At 69.5% G+C, this 17,751-nt stretch carries 15 protein-coding genes; 8 read left to right on the top strand and 7 right to left on the bottom strand.

Annotation, left to right across the window (positions count from 1 at the left end; translation table 11 throughout):
* Positions 1-116: 116 nt before the first annotated feature.
* The gene (locus AB5J49_RS31800) at positions 117-1,523 is read right to left on the bottom strand and encodes a family 2B encapsulin nanocompartment shell protein (protein ID WP_369172304.1); all 1,407 of its coding nucleotides are present in this window, start codon (positions 1,521-1,523) and stop codon (positions 117-119) included.
* Positions 1,524-1,837: 314 nt separating this feature from the next.
* Between AB5J49_RS31800 and AB5J49_RS31795 the strand changes: the two genes are divergently transcribed.
* Together AB5J49_RS31795 and AB5J49_RS31790 are read left to right on the top strand one after the other, a co-directional pair.
* Positions 1,838-2,428, top strand: coding sequence for an N-acetylmuramoyl-L-alanine amidase (locus AB5J49_RS31795; protein ID WP_369172303.1), 591 nt, complete (start codon positions 1,838-1,840; stop codon positions 2,426-2,428).
* Between the two features lie 109 nt (positions 2,429-2,537).
* A complete protein-coding gene (locus AB5J49_RS31790) occupies positions 2,538-3,440 on the top strand; it encodes a 1-aminocyclopropane-1-carboxylate deaminase/D-cysteine desulfhydrase (protein ID WP_369172302.1) in 903 nt (300 codons plus the stop codon).
* On the opposite strand, the gene fxsT is transcribed toward AB5J49_RS31790, so the two are convergent.
* Both fxsT and AB5J49_RS31780 read right to left on the bottom strand, forming a co-directional pair.
* The gene (gene fxsT, locus AB5J49_RS31785; RefSeq protein ID WP_369172301.1) at positions 3,441-6,350 is read right to left on the bottom strand and encodes an FxSxx-COOH system tetratricopeptide repeat protein; all 2,910 of its coding nucleotides are present in this window, start codon (positions 6,348-6,350) and stop codon (positions 3,441-3,443) included.
* A 99-nt stretch (positions 6,351-6,449) separates the two neighbouring features.
* Positions 6,450-8,045 carry a Na+/H+ antiporter gene (locus AB5J49_RS31780; RefSeq protein WP_369172300.1) on the bottom strand — a complete coding sequence of 532 codons (1,596 nt, stop codon included), beginning with the start codon at positions 8,043-8,045 and terminating at the stop codon, positions 6,450-6,452.
* Between the two features lie 232 nt (positions 8,046-8,277).
* Here AB5J49_RS31780 and AB5J49_RS31775 point away from each other — a divergent pair, with 232 nt between their 5' ends.
* The 3 genes from AB5J49_RS31775 (at position 8,278) to AB5J49_RS31765 (ending at position 10,349) form a co-directional block, all read left to right on the top strand.
* On the top strand, positions 8,278-8,538 hold the full coding sequence (locus AB5J49_RS31775; RefSeq protein WP_369172299.1) for a UBP-type zinc finger domain-containing protein: 261 nt from the start codon (positions 8,278-8,280) through the stop codon (positions 8,536-8,538).
* 249 nt (positions 8,539-8,787) lie between these two features.
* Positions 8,788-9,201: an anti-sigma regulatory factor gene (locus tag AB5J49_RS31770; RefSeq protein WP_004925829.1), complete on the top strand. Its 414-nt coding sequence runs from the start codon at positions 8,788-8,790 to the stop codon at positions 9,199-9,201.
* A 17-nt stretch (positions 9,202-9,218) separates the two neighbouring features.
* Positions 9,219-10,349 (top strand): RNA polymerase sigma factor SigF, encoded by a 1,131-nt coding sequence (locus tag AB5J49_RS31765; protein ID WP_369172298.1) that lies wholly within the window; start codon positions 9,219-9,221, stop codon positions 10,347-10,349.
* A 16-nt stretch (positions 10,350-10,365) separates the two neighbouring features.
* Here AB5J49_RS31765 and AB5J49_RS31760 read toward each other — a convergent pair whose 3' ends face one another.
* A complete protein-coding gene (locus AB5J49_RS31760) occupies positions 10,366-10,812 on the bottom strand; it encodes a hypothetical protein (RefSeq protein WP_369172297.1) in 447 nt (148 codons plus the stop codon).
* 396 nt (positions 10,813-11,208) lie between these two features.
* Here AB5J49_RS31760 and AB5J49_RS31755 point away from each other — a divergent pair, with 396 nt between their 5' ends.
* Together AB5J49_RS31755 and AB5J49_RS31750 are read left to right on the top strand one after the other, a co-directional pair.
* Entirely contained in the window at positions 11,209-12,177 is a 969-nt protein-coding gene (locus tag AB5J49_RS31755) for a diacylglycerol kinase family protein (RefSeq protein WP_369172296.1), read from the top strand.
* A 319-nt stretch (positions 12,178-12,496) separates the two neighbouring features.
* On the top strand, positions 12,497-12,754 hold the full coding sequence (locus AB5J49_RS31750) for a WhiB family transcriptional regulator (protein ID WP_006142322.1): 258 nt from the start codon (positions 12,497-12,499) through the stop codon (positions 12,752-12,754).
* A gap of 199 nt (positions 12,755-12,953) precedes the next feature.
* Here AB5J49_RS31750 and AB5J49_RS31745 read toward each other — a convergent pair whose 3' ends face one another.
* On the bottom strand, positions 12,954-14,420 hold the full coding sequence (locus tag AB5J49_RS31745) for a sensor histidine kinase (RefSeq protein WP_369175333.1): 1,467 nt from the start codon (positions 14,418-14,420) through the stop codon (positions 12,954-12,956).
* Positions 14,421-14,902: 482 nt separating this feature from the next.
* Positions 14,903-15,556, bottom strand: a complete 654-nt coding sequence (locus AB5J49_RS31740; protein ID WP_369172295.1) for a TetR/AcrR family transcriptional regulator — start codon at positions 15,554-15,556, stop codon at positions 14,903-14,905.
* Positions 15,557-15,653: 97 nt separating this feature from the next.
* On the opposite strand from AB5J49_RS31740, the gene AB5J49_RS31735 reads away from it, so the two are divergent.
* Positions 15,654-16,406 (top strand): SDR family oxidoreductase, encoded by a 753-nt coding sequence (locus AB5J49_RS31735; RefSeq protein ID WP_369172294.1) that lies wholly within the window; start codon positions 15,654-15,656, stop codon positions 16,404-16,406.
* A 71-nt stretch (positions 16,407-16,477) separates the two neighbouring features.
* Here the strand turns inward: AB5J49_RS31735 and AB5J49_RS31730 are convergent, their stop codons facing one another.
* Positions 16,478-17,566 (bottom strand): SIS domain-containing protein, encoded by a 1,089-nt coding sequence (locus AB5J49_RS31730; protein WP_369172293.1) that lies wholly within the window; start codon positions 17,564-17,566, stop codon positions 16,478-16,480.
* Positions 17,567-17,751 lie beyond the last annotated feature (185 nt).

Raw genomic sequence — 17,751 nt, 5'->3', positions numbered from 1 at the left:
CGGTGGCCCTTGCGCTACGGCTGGGCGCCTGCCCCGAGGGTGCACCCACGCGCAGTGCGCGGGACGCGGCGGACCGGCCGCGGGGCTTCGGGCCGGGAGGGCCCGGGCGGGGAAGGTCACCGCCAGCGCCCGATCTCGACGTTCTCCAGCACACCGAGAGCGTCCGGCACCAGGACCGCGGCCGAGTAGTAGGCCGTCACCAGGTACTTGATGATGGCCTGTTCGTTGATGCCCATGAAGCGGCAGGACAGGCTCGGCTCGATCTCGTCCGGGATGCCGGCCTGCTGGAGCCCGACGACGCCCTGCTCCGCCTCGCCGGTACGCATGGCGATGATCGAGGTCGTACGGGCGTCGGTGACCGGGATCTTGTTGCAGGGGAAGATCGGTACCCCGCGCCAGGTGGGGATGCGGTTACCGGCCATCTCGACGGTCTCGGGGACCAGCCCGCGCTTGTTCAGCTCACGCCCGAACGCGGAGATCGCGCGCGGGTGGGCGAGGAACAGTTTGGTGCCACGTCGCCGGCAGAGCAGCTCGTCCATGTCGTCCGGGCTGGGCACGCCGTCGTGCGGCTGGAGCCGCTGGTCGTACTCGCAGTTGTTGAGCAGCCCGAACTCGCGGTTGTTGATGAGCTCGTGCTCCTGGCGCTCCTTGAGGGCCTCCACGGTCAGCCGGAGCTGCTGCTCGGTCTGGTTCATCGGCTGGTTGTAGAGGTCGGCCACGCGGGTGTGGATGCGCAGCACGGTCTGGGCGACGCTCAGTTCGTACTCACGGGGCCTGGCCTCGTAGTCGACGAAGGTGTGCGGGATGTCGGGCTCGCCGCTGTGGCCGGCGGCGAGGTCGATCTCCTTCTCGCCGTACTTGTTGGTGCGCTGTTCGGGGATCGCCCGCAGCGCTTCGAGGTGCTCGCGCAGGGAGTCGGCGCGCTCGGCGACCTGCTCGACATCCTGGCGGGACAGGACGAGCACCGTGCACGCGGTGACCGCACGGGCCGTGTACTCCCAGATCGCGCCCGAGTCGAGCAGCGCCTGGTCGCCGAGGTAGGCCCCGTCGGCGAGGACGCCCAGGGACTCGTCCTCCCCGTACGGACCCGTGCCGACCCGCTCCACCCTGCCGTGGGCCAGCAGATACACCTCGTCGGCCTGGCTGCCGAACGACGCGATCACGTTCCCCGCCGCGAACTCCCGCTGCTGGCAGCGCTGGGCGAGCTCGGAGAGCACCTCTTCGTCCTCGTACGACCGCAGCGCGGGCAGTTCGGTCAGCTCGACGGGGATGACCTCGACCCGGTCGCCGGTCTTCACGAACGTGATGCGGCCGTCCCCCACGGCGTACGTCAGACGCCGGTTCACCCGGTACGTGCCGCCCTGCACATTCACCCAAGGCAGCATGCGCAGCAGCCAGCGGGAGCTGATCTCCTGCATCTGGGGTGCGGACTTGGTCGTGGTGGCCAGGTTCCGCGCCGCCGCGGTACCGAGACTCTGCTGCGGCTTGTCCTGCTCCGTGCGGACCTCTTCGCCTACCGACATAAGGAACTGCCCTCCCGGTCATGCACCGACGCCGATCTGGCGCCACATCGCGATCTGCACGACCGAGCCTTCCATCACAGGGTGTGCCGGTGCTATTACACGAAAGAGCGGGAATGGATCACGGTTCCACTGGGCAAATAGAGGACTCTTGTCCACTCGCGGAAGCAGGGCGGCCGCCCCGCCCGAGCCACGGCGATGTCCGAAATGACTCGCACATTGTGCGATTCAAGGAGTCCCGTCTGCCCGTTTTCGGTAAGTCACCGATACGAGACGGCCGCGCACGGCGGCCGACACACGGCGCGAAGGAGGCGGTCATGGCCTCACCCATGTCCGCGAGCACATTCCTGGAGAGACTCCGGGCGGAGGGCGCGACGGTCGTCGAGGTCGGCGACTGGGAGCACCACAACCGCAACCACGTCGGTCCCTGGGGGCCCGTCCACGGCGTGATGATCCACCACACGGTGACCACGGGCAGCGCGCACACGGTGGAACTCTGCCGCGACGGCTACGAAGGGCTGCCGGGCCCGCTGTGCCACGGCGTCATCACCAAGGACGGCAGGGTCCACCTCGTCGGCTACGGCCGCGCCAACCACGCCGGCCTCGGCGACGACGACGTACTGCGCGCGGTCATCGCGGAAAAGGCCCTGCCTCCCGACAACGAGGCCAACACCGACGGCAACCGCCACTTCTACGGCTTCGAGTGCGAGAACCTGGGTGACGGCCAGGATCCGTGGCCGGAGCCCCAGCTGGAGGCGATCGAACGCGTCTCGGCGGCCATCTGCCGCCATCACGGGTGGACGGAACGGTCGGTGATCGGACATCTGGAATGGCAGCCCGGGAAGGTGGATCCGCGGGGGTTCACGATGACGTGGATGCGGGAGCGGATCCGGGAGCGGCTCAAGTAGGACGGGTGCGGGAGCGGATGAAGCAGGGCGGTGCGAGAACATCGCGGGCAGGGCGGCCGTACCCCATCGGCGGCGGCACGGGCCGTGGGGGCCGGGCGACAATGGCCTGGTGACCAGCCCCGACCTCACCGCCCTCCACCCACGGCTCCCCTCCCCTTTGCAGGAGGCGGCCGACGAGCGGTTCACGCGTCGTGGCGTCCGTCTGCTCCTCAAGCGCGACGACCTGATCCACCCGGAGCTGATTGGCAACAAGTGGCGCAAGCTCGCGCCGAACCTGGCGGTCGCGGCCGGTCGCCCGATCGTCACCTTCGGCGGCGCCTACTCCAACCACCTGCGCGCCACCGCCGCCGCCGGCCGGCTCCTCGGCGTGCCCACGGTCGGTGTGGTGCGCGGCGAGGAACTGGCCGAACGGCCACTGAATCCGTCCCTCGCGCGGTGCGTGGCCGACGGTATGCGGCTGCATTTCGTCGACAGATCGACGTACCGCCGCAAGACCGACCCGCGAACGCAGGCGGCCGTCCTGCACGCCGCGGGTGCGCAGGGGGCGTACGTCGTCCCGGAAGGCGGCAGCAACGCCCTTGCCGTACGGGGGTGCCGGGCCCTCGGCGAGGAGCTGCGCGGGCAGGCCGATGTCGCCGCGATCGCGTGCGGGACGGGCGGGACGCTGGCAGGGCTGGCCGCGGGGCTCGACCCCGGTCAGCGGGCCCTGGGCATTCCCGTCCTCAAAGGCGGCTTCCTCGGCGACGACGTACGGGGCCTGCAGGCCGAGGCGTTCGGTGGTCCGCGCGGTGACTGGTGGCTGGACGAGCGGTTCCATTTCGGTGGGTACGCCCGTACGACATCCGAGCTCGACGCCTTCGCCGAGGACTTCGAGGAACGGCATGGGGTGCCGGTGGAGCGTCTCTATGTCGCCAAATTGCTGTACGGGCTCGTGGTGTTGGCAGAGGAAGGGAAGTTCGGGGCGGGGGACGTGGTGGTTGCCGTGGTGACCGGGGCGCCGTTCGGCGGGTGACTAGCGGGACTTTCTGGTGAAGCGGCGCTTTGTCGTCTTCTTCGCCGTCAGTTTCTGGGCTTTGCGATGGAGCCCCATGTCCCTGTAGACCGCGGCGAGGGATCGGGTGGTGCCCTGGGTGTCCTCGTGATCGTCACCGAGGACGCGCCTACGCCGGGCACGTACGTCTTCCAGCAACGACGCGCCCGCCGCGAAGGAGCGCAGTTGGCACAGTGCGATGCCGAGGTTGTGAGCCGACCTGAGGGTCTCGGGGTGATCCTCACCAAGGACACAGCGACGCCGGGCGAGTGTGTCCTCGAGCAGGCGACGGGCTTCTTCGTGCTGACGCGACCCGCGCAGGGCTGCGGCGAGACTATGCGCGGAGTACAGCGTATCGGGGTGATCCGGACCAAGAACGTGGCGCTGCCGAGCGACAACGTCCGCGAGCAAGCGGCGAGCCTCTTCGTGCTCATGCCGCATGCCCAGGGTGACGCCAAGATGGGACGCGACCCTGAGAGTCTCGGGGTGCTCGTCACCGGAAGTACGGCGACGCCGGGCGAAGGCGTCCTCGAACATGCTCCGAGCCTCGCCGTGTTTGCCCAGGACATTGAGAGTGGTGGCAACGCACTCAACAGCGAACATGGTCAGATGGTGGTCGTCGCCGAGTGTGCTCCGGCATCGGGCCAGAGTCTCCTCCTCCAGGCGACGGGCCTCGGTCACATCACCGAGCGCACTGAGGGAACCGGCGAGATTCAGCGCGGACCGGAGCGTCTCCGGGTGGTCGTCGCCGAGCACCCGACGGCAGCGGGCCAGCGTGTCCTCGTCCATGTCGCGTGCTGCGACGTGCTCACCCACCTTGTTGAGGGTTGCGGCCAGATTGCTGGCGGACAGAAGGGTCTCGGTGTGCTCGTCGCCGAGAACACGGCGCCGACGCGCCAGGGTGTCCTGGTCGATACGCAGTGATTGCTGATACTCACCGAGAGAGGAAAGAATCACGGAGAGGTCGTTGGCGGACTGCAGGGTGTCGGGGTCGTCGTCCCCCAGCGTCCGACGCCGGCGTACAAGGGCGTCCTCGATGATCGGTCGGGCTCCCCGGATGTCGCCGAGCTCCATGGTCGCGTGGCCGAGGTACTGCGTGCAGGTCAGGACGTCGGGATGATCGGGGCCCAACTGCGTGGTCCACGCCTCTCGCAGGGTGGCGGCGAGTTCGGCGACACTCCGTGGCTGGGCGCTACGGATCAGGAAGTGCATCGCGTTGCGAAGCATCGCGCGCAGCTCGGGCCGGTGAGTGATGTCGATGTGCTGCGAGATCAGGTGAGACGTCAGGCTCACCCAGGTGGGCCAGTCGGCCGGAGAGTCGGGATCTCCCGGGTCGACACCGGCCAAGACGGCCGCCGCGTCGTCCTGGATGGCCTCGGCCTGCGCCGGATCGACCTGGTCGCGGAGCACGGCCTGCGTCAGGCGATGCAGTTGCAGAGCCTCACCGTCGATGCGGGCGAGGCCGTAGCGGCGCAGCGGTTCGAGGGCGGCCCGCGTCCACAACAGGTCGTCGGGGTCGCCCGGCATCGTGGACAACCAGGGCCGCGCGACCACCAGCCACTCGGTGGGGATCGGCTCGGGCCCGAGGAACGCGGCGATCCGCAGCAGCGCCGCGGCGTCGGGATGCCTGTCGTCGAGGCCCTCGACGGCGATGCCGACCGCGGCGGCCAGCGGCACCGGATAGTCGGGGACGTCACCCTCGCGCAGGATCCGGCTCGTGCTGTCGTTCAGGAGCCGCCGATAGAGGTCGACGGTCGTGCCGTTCTCGATCACGCCCGCGGCCTGCGCGAGAGCCAGCGGAAGATCGCCGACCTCTCTGGCCAGCGTGTCCGCCTGGTCGTCGGTGATGCCGGAGATCCGGCTCCTGAGGTAGGCGAGCGAGTCGGCCCGCGAGAACACGTCGAGGGCCGTCGGGCGGGCCAGGCGGCGCCAGTTGGGGTTGCGTGAGGTGATCAGGACGTGTCCGGGGCCCTCGGGCAGCCACGGTTCGATCTGATCGGGGTCCTCGGCGTTGTCCAGGATGATCAGCCATCGGGGCCGGGTGCGCAGGTGCTGCAGCAGCATCCGGGCGTTGTGCTCGGCACCGGCTTCGGCGAGAGCGACGCCGATCCGGTCGGCCAGCTCCGTGTAGTGGATCGGGATCTGGTCGCTCTGCTCCGCGTCGATCCACCACACCAGGTCGTACTGGCTGGCGAACCGGTGGGCGTACTCCAGGGCGATCTGCGTCTTGCCGATCCCGCCCATCCCGTGCAGCGCGTGCACGACGGACTGCCGCCCGCTGAGCAGACCGTCCCTGAGCTCGACCATCTGGGCCTCGCGCCCGGAGAAGTCGCGGTTGCGGCGGCGTACGTTCCACACCTCGGGCTCGTCGGTGTCGCCGGGCAGCGGCGGCCTGGGCCCCTCGGGCACCGAGGGCGTCGCGGGCCCGGCAGATCCGTCCGGCGCCTCGGGACGGTTTCCCGGAAACGCCGGACGCTCGGTCGGCCGACCCGTCCCGCTCACCGCGGCCCGCAATGCCTCGATGGCCGCGGCCTCGTCCAGCCCGTGCAGGTTCATGCGCACCTTCGCGGCGAACATGGGGTCGACGTCGTTGTTGGTCAGGGGTTCCACCGCGAGCGGAAGGACCCGGTCCCGACGGGCGACGACCGCGGACCGCTCCTCCTGGGTCCAACGCCCGACCTCGAAGTACGACTTGGAGAACAGAGCCACGACGGCGTCCGCCTTCTCCAGCCCCTGGTCCATCCGCCGGACGAAGTCGTCCCCGGTCCGCCAGTCCCATACGTCGAGCTCGACGCGATGGCCGTCCCGTTCGAGATGCCACCCCACCCACTCGGCCCACAGCCGGTCCGCCCCCGCGTAACTGATGAAGAACCGCTGTGAGGTGCCGGCCATCGAGCCCCCCGAGTCACCCAGTGCCGATCGTGTCCCTCCTATGATCCACCGTCAGAGGCGCACGCGGGTAGGGAAATGCGCACTCCGCCGCCCGGCCGCTCACCCTGCCTCCCGATAGGCCGCGGCCTCCTCCAGGTCGAGTCTGCGCAGCAGCGTCCGCAGCATCTCGTCGTCGATATGGCGAGCGTCTCGCAGCCTCACGAACATCGTGCGCTCGGTGCCGATCACCTCACGGGACAGCCGCCGGTAGGTGTCGTCGACGGACTCGCCGGTGACCGGGTTGGCCTGGCCCAGCCGTTCCCAGACGGAGTTGCGGCGCCGTTCCAGGACGGCCCGCAGGCTGTCGGCCAGTGGGGCCGGGAGCGCGTTGCGTTCGTCGGCGAGGAGTTCCTCCAGGCGTAGCTCGGCGACACGGGAGGCCTGCGCCTGGGCGTTCGCCTCGGCGAGGGTCTCGGCCTGTGCGTCCCGCCCGGGGAGTTTCAGGAGCCGGACCAGTGACGGCAGCGTGACACCCTGGACGACCAGCGTGCCGATGACCGTGGTGAAGGTCAGGAAGAGGATGAGGTTGCGCTCGGGGAAGTCCTCTCCGCCGTGCACCGTGAGCGGGATCGAGAAGGCGATGGCCAGCGAGACCACGCCCCGCATCCCGGCCCACGAGATGATGAACGGCCCCTTCCAGGTCGGGTTGTCCTCACGCTCCCGGATCCGCGCCGACAGCATGCGCGGCAGGAAGGTCGCCGGATACACCCACACGAACCGTGAGACGACGACCACGACGAAGACGGCGATCGCATACCAGGCGGCGCGTCCGCCCTCGTACTCCCCGAGGCCCTTGAGGACCACCGGCAGCTGCAGTCCGATGAGCGCGAACACGGCCGACTCCAGCACGAACGCGACCATCTTCCACACCGCCTCCTCCTGGAGCCTGGTGGCGAAGTCGACCTCCCACGCGCGGTGCCCCAGGTACAGCGCGACGACCACGACCGCCAGCACCCCGGAGGCGTGCACCTGCTCGGCGGCCGCGTACGCGACGAACGGGATGAGCAGCGAGAGCGTGTTCTGCAGCAGCACTTCCCTCACATGCGTGCGCAGCCAGTGGATCGGCACCATCAGCACCAGCCCCATGCCGATGCCGCCGAGCGCCGCGAGCAGGAACTCGCCGATGCCGCCGGCCCAGGTGGCGCCCTCTCCGACGGCGGCCGCGAGCGCCACGCGGTAGGCGGTGATCGCGGTGGCGTCGTTCACCAGGGACTCGCCCTGCAGGATCGTGGTGATCCGGGACGGCAGCCCCACCCGGCGTGCGACCGCCGTCGCCGCGACCGCGTCCGGCGGCGCCACCACCGCCCCCAGCACCAGCGCCGCGGTCAGCGGCAGATCCGGTACGACGAGATACGCGGCCCAGCCGACGGTGAAGGTCGCGAAGAGCACGTATCCCACCGACAGCAGCATCACGGGCCGCATCTGGGCCCGCAGATCGAGATACGAGCTGTCCGTCGCCGCGCTGTGCAGCAGCGGGGGCAGCACCAGCGGCAGGACGATGTGCGGGTCGAGGGTGTACTCGGGCACGCCCGGCACGTACGACACCGCGAGCCCTGCGGCGACGAGCAGCAGCGGCGCCGGCACGGGGGACCGCCGGGCGGCCGCGGCCACCGCGGCACTGCCCGCCACCAGCAACAGCAGCGGCATCACGTCCATGCTTCTCGCCCGCTCTCGTCCGTCCCGGTGCCCACGCGCGCGTGCACCGTGGCACGGTGGTCCTGACCCCTCGTCGTCCGAACGCGCCCGTGTGCCGCCGTCTTCCGCCCGCGCCCGCTCATGGCCTGCGCCCGCCCTCGATCATTCGCCGTGGACCGCACTTGATCATCGCCGTACGCCCCGCCCTCGTTTTCCGCGCGGCCATCCTCGCGGCCGTCGTAACCTGGCAATCATGAAACAGTGCACGCACGCCGACGCGCTGCCGCACCCGGAACCCGTGGCGCTCAACGAGACGTGTCCGGAGTGTCTGGCGGAAGGCAGCCACCCCGTACAACTGCGGCTCTGTCTCAGCTGCGGGCATGTCGGCTGCTGCGACTCCTCGCCTGGGAGGCATGCGACAGAACACCACAAGGAGTCCGGTCACCCGGTGATGCGGACCTACGAGCCGGGCGAGGAATGGCGTTGGTGCTTCGTCGACCACGTACTCGTGTGACCCTGGATCCGGACGGTTCGACCGTCTGACGTCTGGGTACGTCAACCCGGCGCGCCCTCTTCCCAATTGGAGCCGCAGACCCCTAGACACGGAGCGTATCCACAGGTTTACTGTGAGTGACGGCAAGGGGTTGGGGTCCTGGGGACAGGAAAGTTCAGAGCGCGATAGCGTCACCGCTGAACCACACATCGCGTTACCCCGGGGGGCAACCCTCGGCCCCGAGAAGCTTGTACCACCTTGGAGGTGAGGGTGTCCCAGATCGCAGGCGAGCCCGCGACCCAGGACTTCGTGGAAGTCCGGCTGCCGGCCGCGGGTGCCTACCTGTCGGTGCTGCGTACGGCGACTGCCGGCCTCGCGGCCCGTTTGGACTTCACCCTCGACGAGATCGAGGACCTGCGCATCGCTGTGGACGAGGCGTGCGCGATCCTGCTCCAGCAGGCCGTGCCCGGCTCGGTGCTCAGTTGCGTGTTCCGGCTCGTCGACGACTCACTCGAGGTCACCGTCTCGGCCCCGACCACGGACGGCCATGCCCCCTCCAGGGACACCTTCGCCTGGACCGTGCTGTCCGCCCTCGCGGGCAAGGTCTCCTCCGCCGTGGACGAGGACAAAACCGTTTCGATCAGCCTCTACAAACAGCGCGGCGCGGGACCCGGGCCGGCGTGAGGAACGGGGACGGGCCGGTGCGGGACGAAGAGCGCGGCACACGAGAGCTGCCGGACGGCACTGCCCCCTGCTCGGACGGAGCCGAGAGCCTGGGGGCGGGCCCGAGCGGTCCGAGCGGTTCCCTGCGCGTGGTGGGCGGCATCGACAGCATCCCCGAGCAGGCCCGGCCGCACCCGGAGGAAGACTCCGTGGAGGCCGGCTTCCTGGCCGACGGACGGGATGACGAAGGTGCCGTGCAGGGCGCGCCTCCGGGCGGACGGATCGGGGCCTCCCCCGTCCGTGTGGAGGCGAGGCCTCGGGAGAGGGCAACGGGCGGGACGATGAGCGAGCACGAGCGAAACGCCGAGGAAGAGGCGACGAGCGCGCGCAGCGTGCAGGCCACGCGGCACGATCCTCAGGACCGCAGCGGGGCACGCGCCATGTTCGTCGAGCTGCGCAAGCTCACGGACGGCAGCCCCGAGTACGCGGAGCTGCGCAACAAGCTGGTCCGTATGCACCTGCCGCTCGTCGAGCACCTCGCGCGCCGGTTCCGCAACCGCGGTGAGCCGCTGGACGACCTCACCCAGGTCGCCACCATCGGCCTGATCAAGTCGGTCGACCGCTTCGACCCGGAGCGCGGCGTCGAGTTCTCGACCTACGCGACCCCGACGGTCGTCGGCGAGATCAAGCGGCACTTCCGCGACAAGGGCTGGGCGGTGCGGGTGCCGAGGCGCCTGCAGGAGCTGCGCCTCGCCCTGACGACGGCCACGGCCGAGCTGTCCCAGCAGCACGGCCGCTCCCCCACCGTCCATGAACTCGCCGAGAAGCTGGCGATCTCGGAGGAGGAGGTCCTGGAGGGCCTGGAGTCCGCCAACGCGTACTCCACGCTCTCCCTGGACGTCCCCGACACGGACGACGAGTCCCCTGCGGTCGCGGACACGCTGGGCGCGGAGGACGAGGCGCTGGAGGGCGTCGAGTACCGGGAGTCGCTGAAGCCGCTGCTCGAAGACCTCCCGCCGCGCGAGAAGCGGATCCTGCTGCTGCGGTTCTTCGGCAACATGACGCAGTCGCAGATCGCGCAGGAGGTCGGGATCTCCCAGATGCACGTGTCCCGGCTGCTGGCGCGCACGCTGGCGCAGCTGCGGGAGAAGCTGCTGGTGGAGGAGTGACGGTCAGGCTTGAGCGCTACTTCTGATCGGGAGCGTTGCCGGGCCCGCGGATTCCGAGGGCCTGGGTCGCCTCCTGGTTGATCAGGAGCACGAGCGTGGCGATCGCGGCCACGGCGATCGCGATCCCCGCCGGGATGGCGATGCTGTCGGCCTGGAGCAGGCTGTAGGCCACCGGCAGGGCCAGGATCTGCGTGATGATGGACGGCCCACGGCTCCAGCTGCGCTGAGCGAACAGGCCCCGCGCGGCGAGCAGCGGCAGCAGAGCGAGAACGATCAGCGTCACACCGAGAGTGACGGCCTGCTGCCGGTCGTCCGGATCACCGGCGAGCCCCATCACGAGCACCCAAACACCCCCGACGGCGAGCCCCAGCCCTTCCAGCGCGGTGAGCACCGCCGCATACGTCAGCCGCCGCGGGCGCGGACCGGCGATTTCCGGGGTGCTGGGGGTCTGCTCCTTGGTCACCCCTGAAGGGTAGCCCTCCGCGATACCACCCTCAGCAGCCGCAGGGGGCTACGCCTCGCGGCCGGGAACCTCACCTCTCTATAGCGGCCGATGCATCTCAGCCCGCCCGGCGTTCGAGGCCTCAGCCCGACCGGGAACCTCACCTCTCCACACCGGCCGATGCATCCCAGCCCGTCCGGCGTTTGAGGACGAGGCCCGTTCAGGGCCGAAGCGGGGGTCTGGGGGCCGCAGGCCCCCAGCAGGGCCCGCACTGACGCCGCTCGACCTCGCAACGAACGACATCAGTACGCGCGGCCCAACCGACGGAGTCCCCCGTGTCGAGACTCACGCCCGATGTCTTACTTGATCCCTACCTCGCCCTGTGCCCGGTACCCCCCAGTAGGTACGCTGCAACTCATGCGTGCACTTCTCGTGGTCAATCCGGCAGCAACCACCACAAGCGCACGTACGCGCGATGTCCTGATCCATGCGCTCGCCAGCGAGATGAAGATCGAGGCGGTCACCACCGAGTACCGCGGCCACGCGCGCGACCTGGGCCGGCAGGCGGCGGAGAGCGACGACGTCGACCTGGTCGTGGCCCTCGGCGGCGACGGCACCGTGAACGAGGTCGTCAACGGCCTCCTGCACGCCGGCCCGAACCCGGGGCATCTCCCCGGCCTGGCGGTGGTCCCCGGCGGCTCCACCAATGTCTTCGCCCGCGCACTGGGCCTGCCGAACGACCCCGTGGAAGCGACCGGCGCCCTCCTGGACGCCCTGCGCGACGGCAGCGAACGTACGGTCGGGCTCGGTCTGACCTCCGGCACCCCGGGTACGGAGGACGAAGGGGTCCCGTCCCGCTGGTTCCTCTTCAACGCGGGGCTCGGCTTCGACGCGGGTGTGGTGGGCCGCGTGGAGCAGCAGCGCGAACGCGGCAGGAAATCCACACACGCCCTCTACCTCCGCCAGGCCATGCGCCAGTTCCTCGGCGAACCTCACCGCCGGCACGGCACGATCACCCTGGAACGCCCGGGCAAGGACCCGGTGACCGATTTGGTGCTGTCCATAATCTGCAACACCGCTCCGTGGACGTATCTGAGTAATCGTCCGGTGTACGCAGCACCTAAGGCCTCGTTCGATACAGGGCTCGACGTACTCGGTCTCAGCCGCATGTCCACGGTCTCGGTTGCCCGGTATGCGACGCAGTTGCTCACTTCGTCCCCGGAGCGCGGCCCCCATGGCAGGCATGCCGTCACACTCCACGACCTGGACCAGTTCACCTTGCATTCGAAGGCCCCGTTGCCCCTTCAGATGGACGGCGACCACCTCGGGCTGCGTACGAGCGTGACGTTCACAGGCGTACGCCGTGCACTGCGTGTGATTGTGTGAGCGGAACGGGCGAAAGTCCTTTCACTCGAACGTTTAGGCCAGGATCCACCCCATGGAAGTACGGCTGTGACCTAGTCGACACCGAGGAATCAAAAAAAACTTTCCGGAAGGGGTTGTATCCGCCGCTGAGGTTTGCGAGTCTCTACGTGGCGATCGGGACAGCCCTCAACACCGGCTCCACAGATCACCGGAACCCCTCTTCAAATCACAGGACCTCGCCAGGGAACCTGGCGTTCGGCCCTTCACTTGTTGAGGGATTCGTGAAAGCGTTCACATTCACAAGCAACTTGCACGTAATACACAAGGAGAGGTAGCAGCCATGGACTGGCGTCACAACGCCGTTTGCCGCGAGGAAGACCCCGAGCTCTTCTTCCCCATCGGCAACACCGGTCCTGCGCTGCTGCAGATCGAGGAAGCCAAGGCCGTCTGCCGTCGCTGCCCCGTTATGGATCAGTGTCTGCAGTGGGCGCTCGAGTCCGGCCAGGACTCCGGCGTCTGGGGTGGTCTCAGCGAGGACGAGCGTCGCGCCATGAAGCGCCGTGCCGCCCGCAACCGGGCCCGTCAGGCCTCCGCCTGACAACACCCGCCCCGCAAACAGCCTGAGCTTGGCGGCGCGTACAGCGAGTACGCATCTCCCGCCCCCGAGCCGCAGCGCGCAGTACCCCCGATGCGCTTAGCGATTGCAGAGCAGCAACGAGCACTAGCCCTGGACCACATGGTCCAGGGCTCTTTGCTGTGTACGGCGCCCCTGTGCGGGAGTGGGGCGGGCGCGTGAACTACTTGTGTGCCCGCACCGGGATGTCGAGGATCACCCGAGTACCCCGCTCCGGCGCCGGGACCATGTCGAACGTGCCGCCCAACTCGCCCTCCACCAGCGTCCGTACGATCTGCAGGCCGAGGTTGCCCGCGGTGTGCGGGTCGAAGCCCTCGGGCAGACCCACGCCGTCGTCCTGGACGGTGACCAGGAGGCGGACCTGCTTCGTCGTACCGCCGCGCACCGCCGAGACCTCGACGGTGCCGGTGTCGCCCTCGCGGAAGCCGTGTTCCAGGGCGTTCTGCAGGATCTCGGTCAGGACCATCGACAGCGGGGTGGCGACCTCGGCGTCCAGGATGCCGAAGCGGCCGGTGCGCCGGCCGGTGACCTTGCCGGGCGAGATCTCGGCGACCATCGCCAGCACCCGGTCGGCGATCTCGTCGAACTCCACGCGTTCGTCCAGGTTCTGGGAGAGCGTCTCGTGCACGATCGCGATCGAGCCGACTCGCCGTACCGCCTCTTCGAGAGCTTCGCGGCCGCGGTCGGACTCGATACGCCGGGCCTGGAGACGGAGCAGGGCGGCCACCGTCTGGAGGTTGTTCTTCACCCGGTGATGGATCTCCCGGATGGTCGCGTCCTTGGTGATCAACTCGCGTTCGCGGCGGCGCAGTTCGGTGACGTCCCGGAGCAGGACCAGCGAACCGATGCGGGTTCCCTTGGGCTTGAGGGGGATCGCCCGGAACTGGATGACGCCGTCGCCCGACTCGATCTCGAACTCGCGGGGCGCCCAGCCGCTGGCGACCTTGGCGAGCGCCTCGTCCACGGGCCCGTGGGTCGGGGCGAGTTCGGCGGTGGTTTTGCCCAGGTGGTGGCCGACGAGGTCGGAGGCGAGGCCGAGGCGGTGGTAGGCGGACAGCGCGTTCGGGGAGGCGTACTGGACGGTGCCGTCGGCGTCGACGCGGATCAGGCCGTCGCCGACGCGCGGCGAGGCGTCCATGTCGACCTGCTGGTTGGCGAAGGGGAACGCGCCGGCCGCGATCATCTGCGCGAGATCCGAGGCGCTCTGGAGGTACGTCAGCTCCAGGCGGCTCGGGGTGCGCACGGTCAGCAGGTTGGTGTTGCGCGCGATGACACCCAGGACGCGCCCTTCCCGTCGTACGGGAATCGACTCGACGCGGACCGGGACCTCCTCGCGCCACTCGGGGTCGCCCTCCCGCACGATCCGGCCCTCGTCGAGCGCGACGTCCAGCATCGGGCGGCGGCCGCGCGGGACGAGGTGGCCGACCATGTCGTCCTGGTACGAGGTCGGGCCGGTGTTGGGCCGCATCTGCGCGACGGAGACATAGCGGGTGCCGTCGCTGGTGGGGACCCACAGGACGAGGTCGGCGAAGGAGAGGTCGGAGAGCAGCTGCCACTCCGAGACCAGCAGATGGAGCCACTCGAGGTCGGAGTCGTCGAGGGCTGTGTGCTGGCGTACGAGTTCGTTCATGGAGGGCACGTGGCCGAGCGTACCTGGCGGTACGGACATGACTCGAAACCAGCCACTTCACGGGCCCGCAGGGGCCGAAAACACCCGCGGGCCGCGGCGCCTGGGAGGGACCCTCAGCCCTCCCGGCACCGCAGCCCGGAGCAACATCGGCCGTGGGGTGTGCGGTCCCAGTCGGGCGAAGGATGAGGATCCGGGGCAGTCAGGGCAGAGAGCTCCGGTTCCTCGGTCCGCCTTCCTGTGCGGGGAAGACGGAAGTCGGTGCGTTCTTCTCCTACGCACTCCTCCGCATTGTGGACTAGACCACTCCGGTGTGTCCATGCGTTGGAGCCTGTTTGTTGTTGACGCTTCTTCTCGGGCCCCGAACCAGTTGGAGAACCAGTTGGAGAACCAGTTGGAGAACCAGTTGGAGAACCAGTAGGAGAACCAGTAGGAGAACTAGTAGGAGGCCCTGACATCCACCACGCAGCCTAACCCGTGTGGGTTCATGTGCGGGGCCAGTTGGCCATGGCAATTTCCGCGAGCTCCTCCAGTTCCTCCCGGCTCGCCCCGTCGCGCGCCTGTTGTGACATGCCCTGGATCATCGCGCCGGCGTACCGGGCGAGCGCGGCGGCGTCGGTGCCGGGCGGGAGGGCGCCTGTGGCGATGTCCGCTTCTATACGGCTCCGGACGGCTGCGATGTTGGCGTTGCGCCGCCCCCGCAGCGACTCCTCCACCTCGGGCGTCGAGCAGTTGGTCGCCGCATGGACGACGAGACAGCCGTGCGGATGGGCCGGGTCGGTGTACTCCGCGGCTGCCTCGCGCAGCATCCGCGCCACGGCGGCGCGGGCGGTGGGCTCCTCGGCGAGAGCGCGATCGGCGAAGGAGCCGTACCGCACGCCGTACTCGCGGACGACCTCTGCGAAGAGCGACTGCTTGTCACCGAAGGCGGAGTACAGGCTGGGGGCGCCGATGTCCATGACGCGCGTGAGGTCGGAGACGGAGGTCGCCTCGTAGCCGTGCTCCCAGAACGCGAGGATCGCCTTCTCCAGCGCGGTCTCGCGGTCGAAGGAGCGTGGGCGGCCGCGGGGTTTGACCGCCGGACGAACCTTCGCCCCGGCCTCCTCGCTCTCCTTGCTGCTCACCTTGTTGCTCACCATGGGGTGCATTTTATAGCGGACGCTAGACAAATGTCGGCGGGGTGATCTACGGTCATTTTTGTAGCGACCGCTAGAGAAATGCGAAGGGGGCGCCGGCATGGGTGCACTTGCGGGCAGGACGGCTCTGGTCACGGGGGCGAGCAGGGGGATCGGGCGAGGAATCGCCGAGCGGCTGGGGCGCGACGGTGCGCGGGTCGGCGTGCACTACGGCAGGAGCGAGGCGGCGGCGAAGGAGACGGTCGCCGCGATCGAGGCGGCGGGCGGCTCGGCGTTCACGATCGGCGTCGAGCTGGGAGCGCCGGGAGACGCCGAGGCCCTGTGGGAGGAGTTCGACCGGCGGGCGGACGGGCTGGACATCCTGGTCAACAACGCGGGGATCGGCACATCGTCGGCGCTCGGGCAGATCGACGAGGAGGAGTACGACAGGGTCTTCGCGGTGAACGTGAAGGCGCCCCACTTCATCGTCAAGCACGGCCTCGGCCGGTTGCGGGACGGCGGCCGGGTCATCAACATCTCCTCGGGGCTGGCGCGCACCGCGGCGATGCCGGACAAGATGGCGTACGCCATGACCAAGGGGGCGCTCGACGTCTTCACGCGGGACCTGTCCAAGGTCCTGGGCTCTCGCGGAATCACGGTGAACTCGGTGGCGCCCGGGATCATAGACACGGACAACACCGCCGAGTTGCTGCACGGCACCGAGGACGGGTGGGCCCAGGCCGCGGCATATTCGGCGCTGGGACGGGTGGGGACACCGGCCGATGTGGCGGACGTGGTGGCGTTCCTGGCGTCGGACGCGGGCCGGTGGGTGACGGGGAGCTGGGTGGACGCGACGGGGGGCTCGCTGACGTAGCAACATCTCGTGGGGTGCCCCGGGTTCAGCTCCTTGCGGCGCCCCGGTTCAGCTCCTTGGGGCGCCCAGGCTCAGTGCGTCTCCGTCACTTTCGCCAGCGCCCGGGGCGCGTCCGGGTCCTGGCCGCGAGCGAGGGTGACCTCGTAGGCCAGCAGTTGGAGGGGGAGGATCTCCAGGATCGGCTGCACCTCCTCGGCCACGTCCTCGGTGGGCAGGACGAAGCCGGCCGATGCCTGCTCGACCTGGTGCCGGGCGCCGATGACGACCAGGTCGGCGCCGCGGCCGCGCAGCCGGTCGAGGACGGGTCGCAAGGCCTCGCCGCCCTTGCCGTCGGTGACGACCGCGATGACCGGGGAAACGTTGTCGACCATGGCGAGCGGGCCGTGCAGGAGGTCGGCGCCGGAGTAGGCGAGGGCCGGGATGTAGCTGGTCTCCATCAGCTTGAGCGCGGCCTCCTTGGCCGTGGGATAGCCGTAGCCACGGGAGGTGATCACCATGCGTTCGGCGAAGCGGTAGCGGGCGGCGAGGGCCCGGACCTCGCCCTGCCGGGCGAGCAGCTGCCCGGCGAGGTCCGGGAGCACCTTGGCAGGGGTGCCGTCGCCGCCGCGCAGGCCTTCGACGAAGAGGTACAGGACGAGAAGGGAGGCCGTATAGGTCTTGGTCGCGGGCAGGGCCCTCTCCGGTCCGGCCATGATGTCGAGGTGGTATTCGGAGACGCCGGCCAGCGGTGAGTCGGGGTTGTTGGTCACCGCGAGGGTGATGGCACCGGCCTCGCGGGCGGCCCGGGTCGAGGCGACGAGGTCCGGGGAGCCACCGGACTGGCTGACGGTGACGACGAGGACGTCGGTGAGGTCGGGGCGGGCGCCGTAGGCCGTGGTGGTCGACATCGAGGTAAGGCCGCAGGGCAGGCCGAGGCGGATCTCCAGGAGGTACTTGGCGTAGAGCGCGGCGTTGTCGGAGGTGCCGCGGGCGGTGAGGAGGACGAAGCGGGGCGCGCGGGCGGCGATCTCCTGGGCGACCTTGCGGATGACGGGGGCGCCCTGGGAGAGGATCCGGCGCAGCACGGCGGGCTGTTCTGCCATCTCGCGGGCCATGATCCGGCCGGGGAGTTCGCTGTGCGGGGCGTGAGGGTCGGGCGGGTACGGGGTCGAGGCGGTCATGCGGGGCCCTTCTTGCTCTCGCGGTCGTCATGCGGCGTACGGCGCCTGTCGCTTCGGACGGACAGTCTCCATTCCACTCCCCCACGGGGAATGACGCCTGCCCGACGGGTTGCCGAACTGCCCGAGGGGCCTGCGTTCACCCTGGGACCCGGAGCCTCGCTCTGTTAGATTGGTCTAAACCACAT

Origin of the sequence: Streptomyces sp. R28 (assembly GCF_041052385.1) — a bacterium.
Lineage (GTDB): Bacteria > Actinomycetota > Actinomycetes > Streptomycetales > Streptomycetaceae > Streptomyces.
Note: the sequence above shows the minus strand (reverse complement) of the source record. Positions and strands in the feature narration are given on the sequence as shown.

Excerpts from the sequence above, each read along its gene's own strand:
- AB5J49_RS31800 (WP_369172304.1), bottom strand. The coding sequence starts at position 1,523 with ATGTCGGTAGGCGAAGAGGTCCGCACGGAGCAGGACAAGCCGCAGCAG.
- AB5J49_RS31795 (WP_369172303.1), top strand. The coding sequence starts at position 1,838 with ATGGCCTCACCCATGTCCGCGAGCACATTCCTGGAGAGACTCCGGGCG.
- fxsT (WP_369172301.1), bottom strand. The coding sequence starts at position 6,350 with ATGGCCGGCACCTCACAGCGGTTCTTCATCAGTTACGCGGGGGCGGAC.
- AB5J49_RS31780 (WP_369172300.1), bottom strand. The coding sequence starts at position 8,045 with ATGGACGTGATGCCGCTGCTGTTGCTGGTGGCGGGCAGTGCCGCGGTG.
- AB5J49_RS31775 (WP_369172299.1), top strand. The coding sequence starts at position 8,278 with ATGAAACAGTGCACGCACGCCGACGCGCTGCCGCACCCGGAACCCGTG.
- AB5J49_RS31755 (WP_369172296.1), top strand. The coding sequence starts at position 11,209 with ATGCGTGCACTTCTCGTGGTCAATCCGGCAGCAACCACCACAAGCGCA.
- AB5J49_RS31750 (WP_006142322.1), top strand. The coding sequence starts at position 12,497 with ATGGACTGGCGTCACAACGCCGTTTGCCGCGAGGAAGACCCCGAGCTC.
- AB5J49_RS31745 (WP_369175333.1), bottom strand. The coding sequence starts at position 14,420 with ATGAACGAACTCGTACGCCAGCACACAGCCCTCGACGACTCCGACCTC.
- AB5J49_RS31740 (WP_369172295.1), bottom strand. The coding sequence starts at position 15,556 with ATGGTGAGCAACAAGGTGAGCAGCAAGGAGAGCGAGGAGGCCGGGGCG.
- AB5J49_RS31735 (WP_369172294.1), top strand. The coding sequence starts at position 15,654 with ATGGGTGCACTTGCGGGCAGGACGGCTCTGGTCACGGGGGCGAGCAGG.
- AB5J49_RS31730 (WP_369172293.1), bottom strand. The coding sequence starts at position 17,566 with ATGACCGCCTCGACCCCGTACCCGCCCGACCCTCACGCCCCGCACAGC.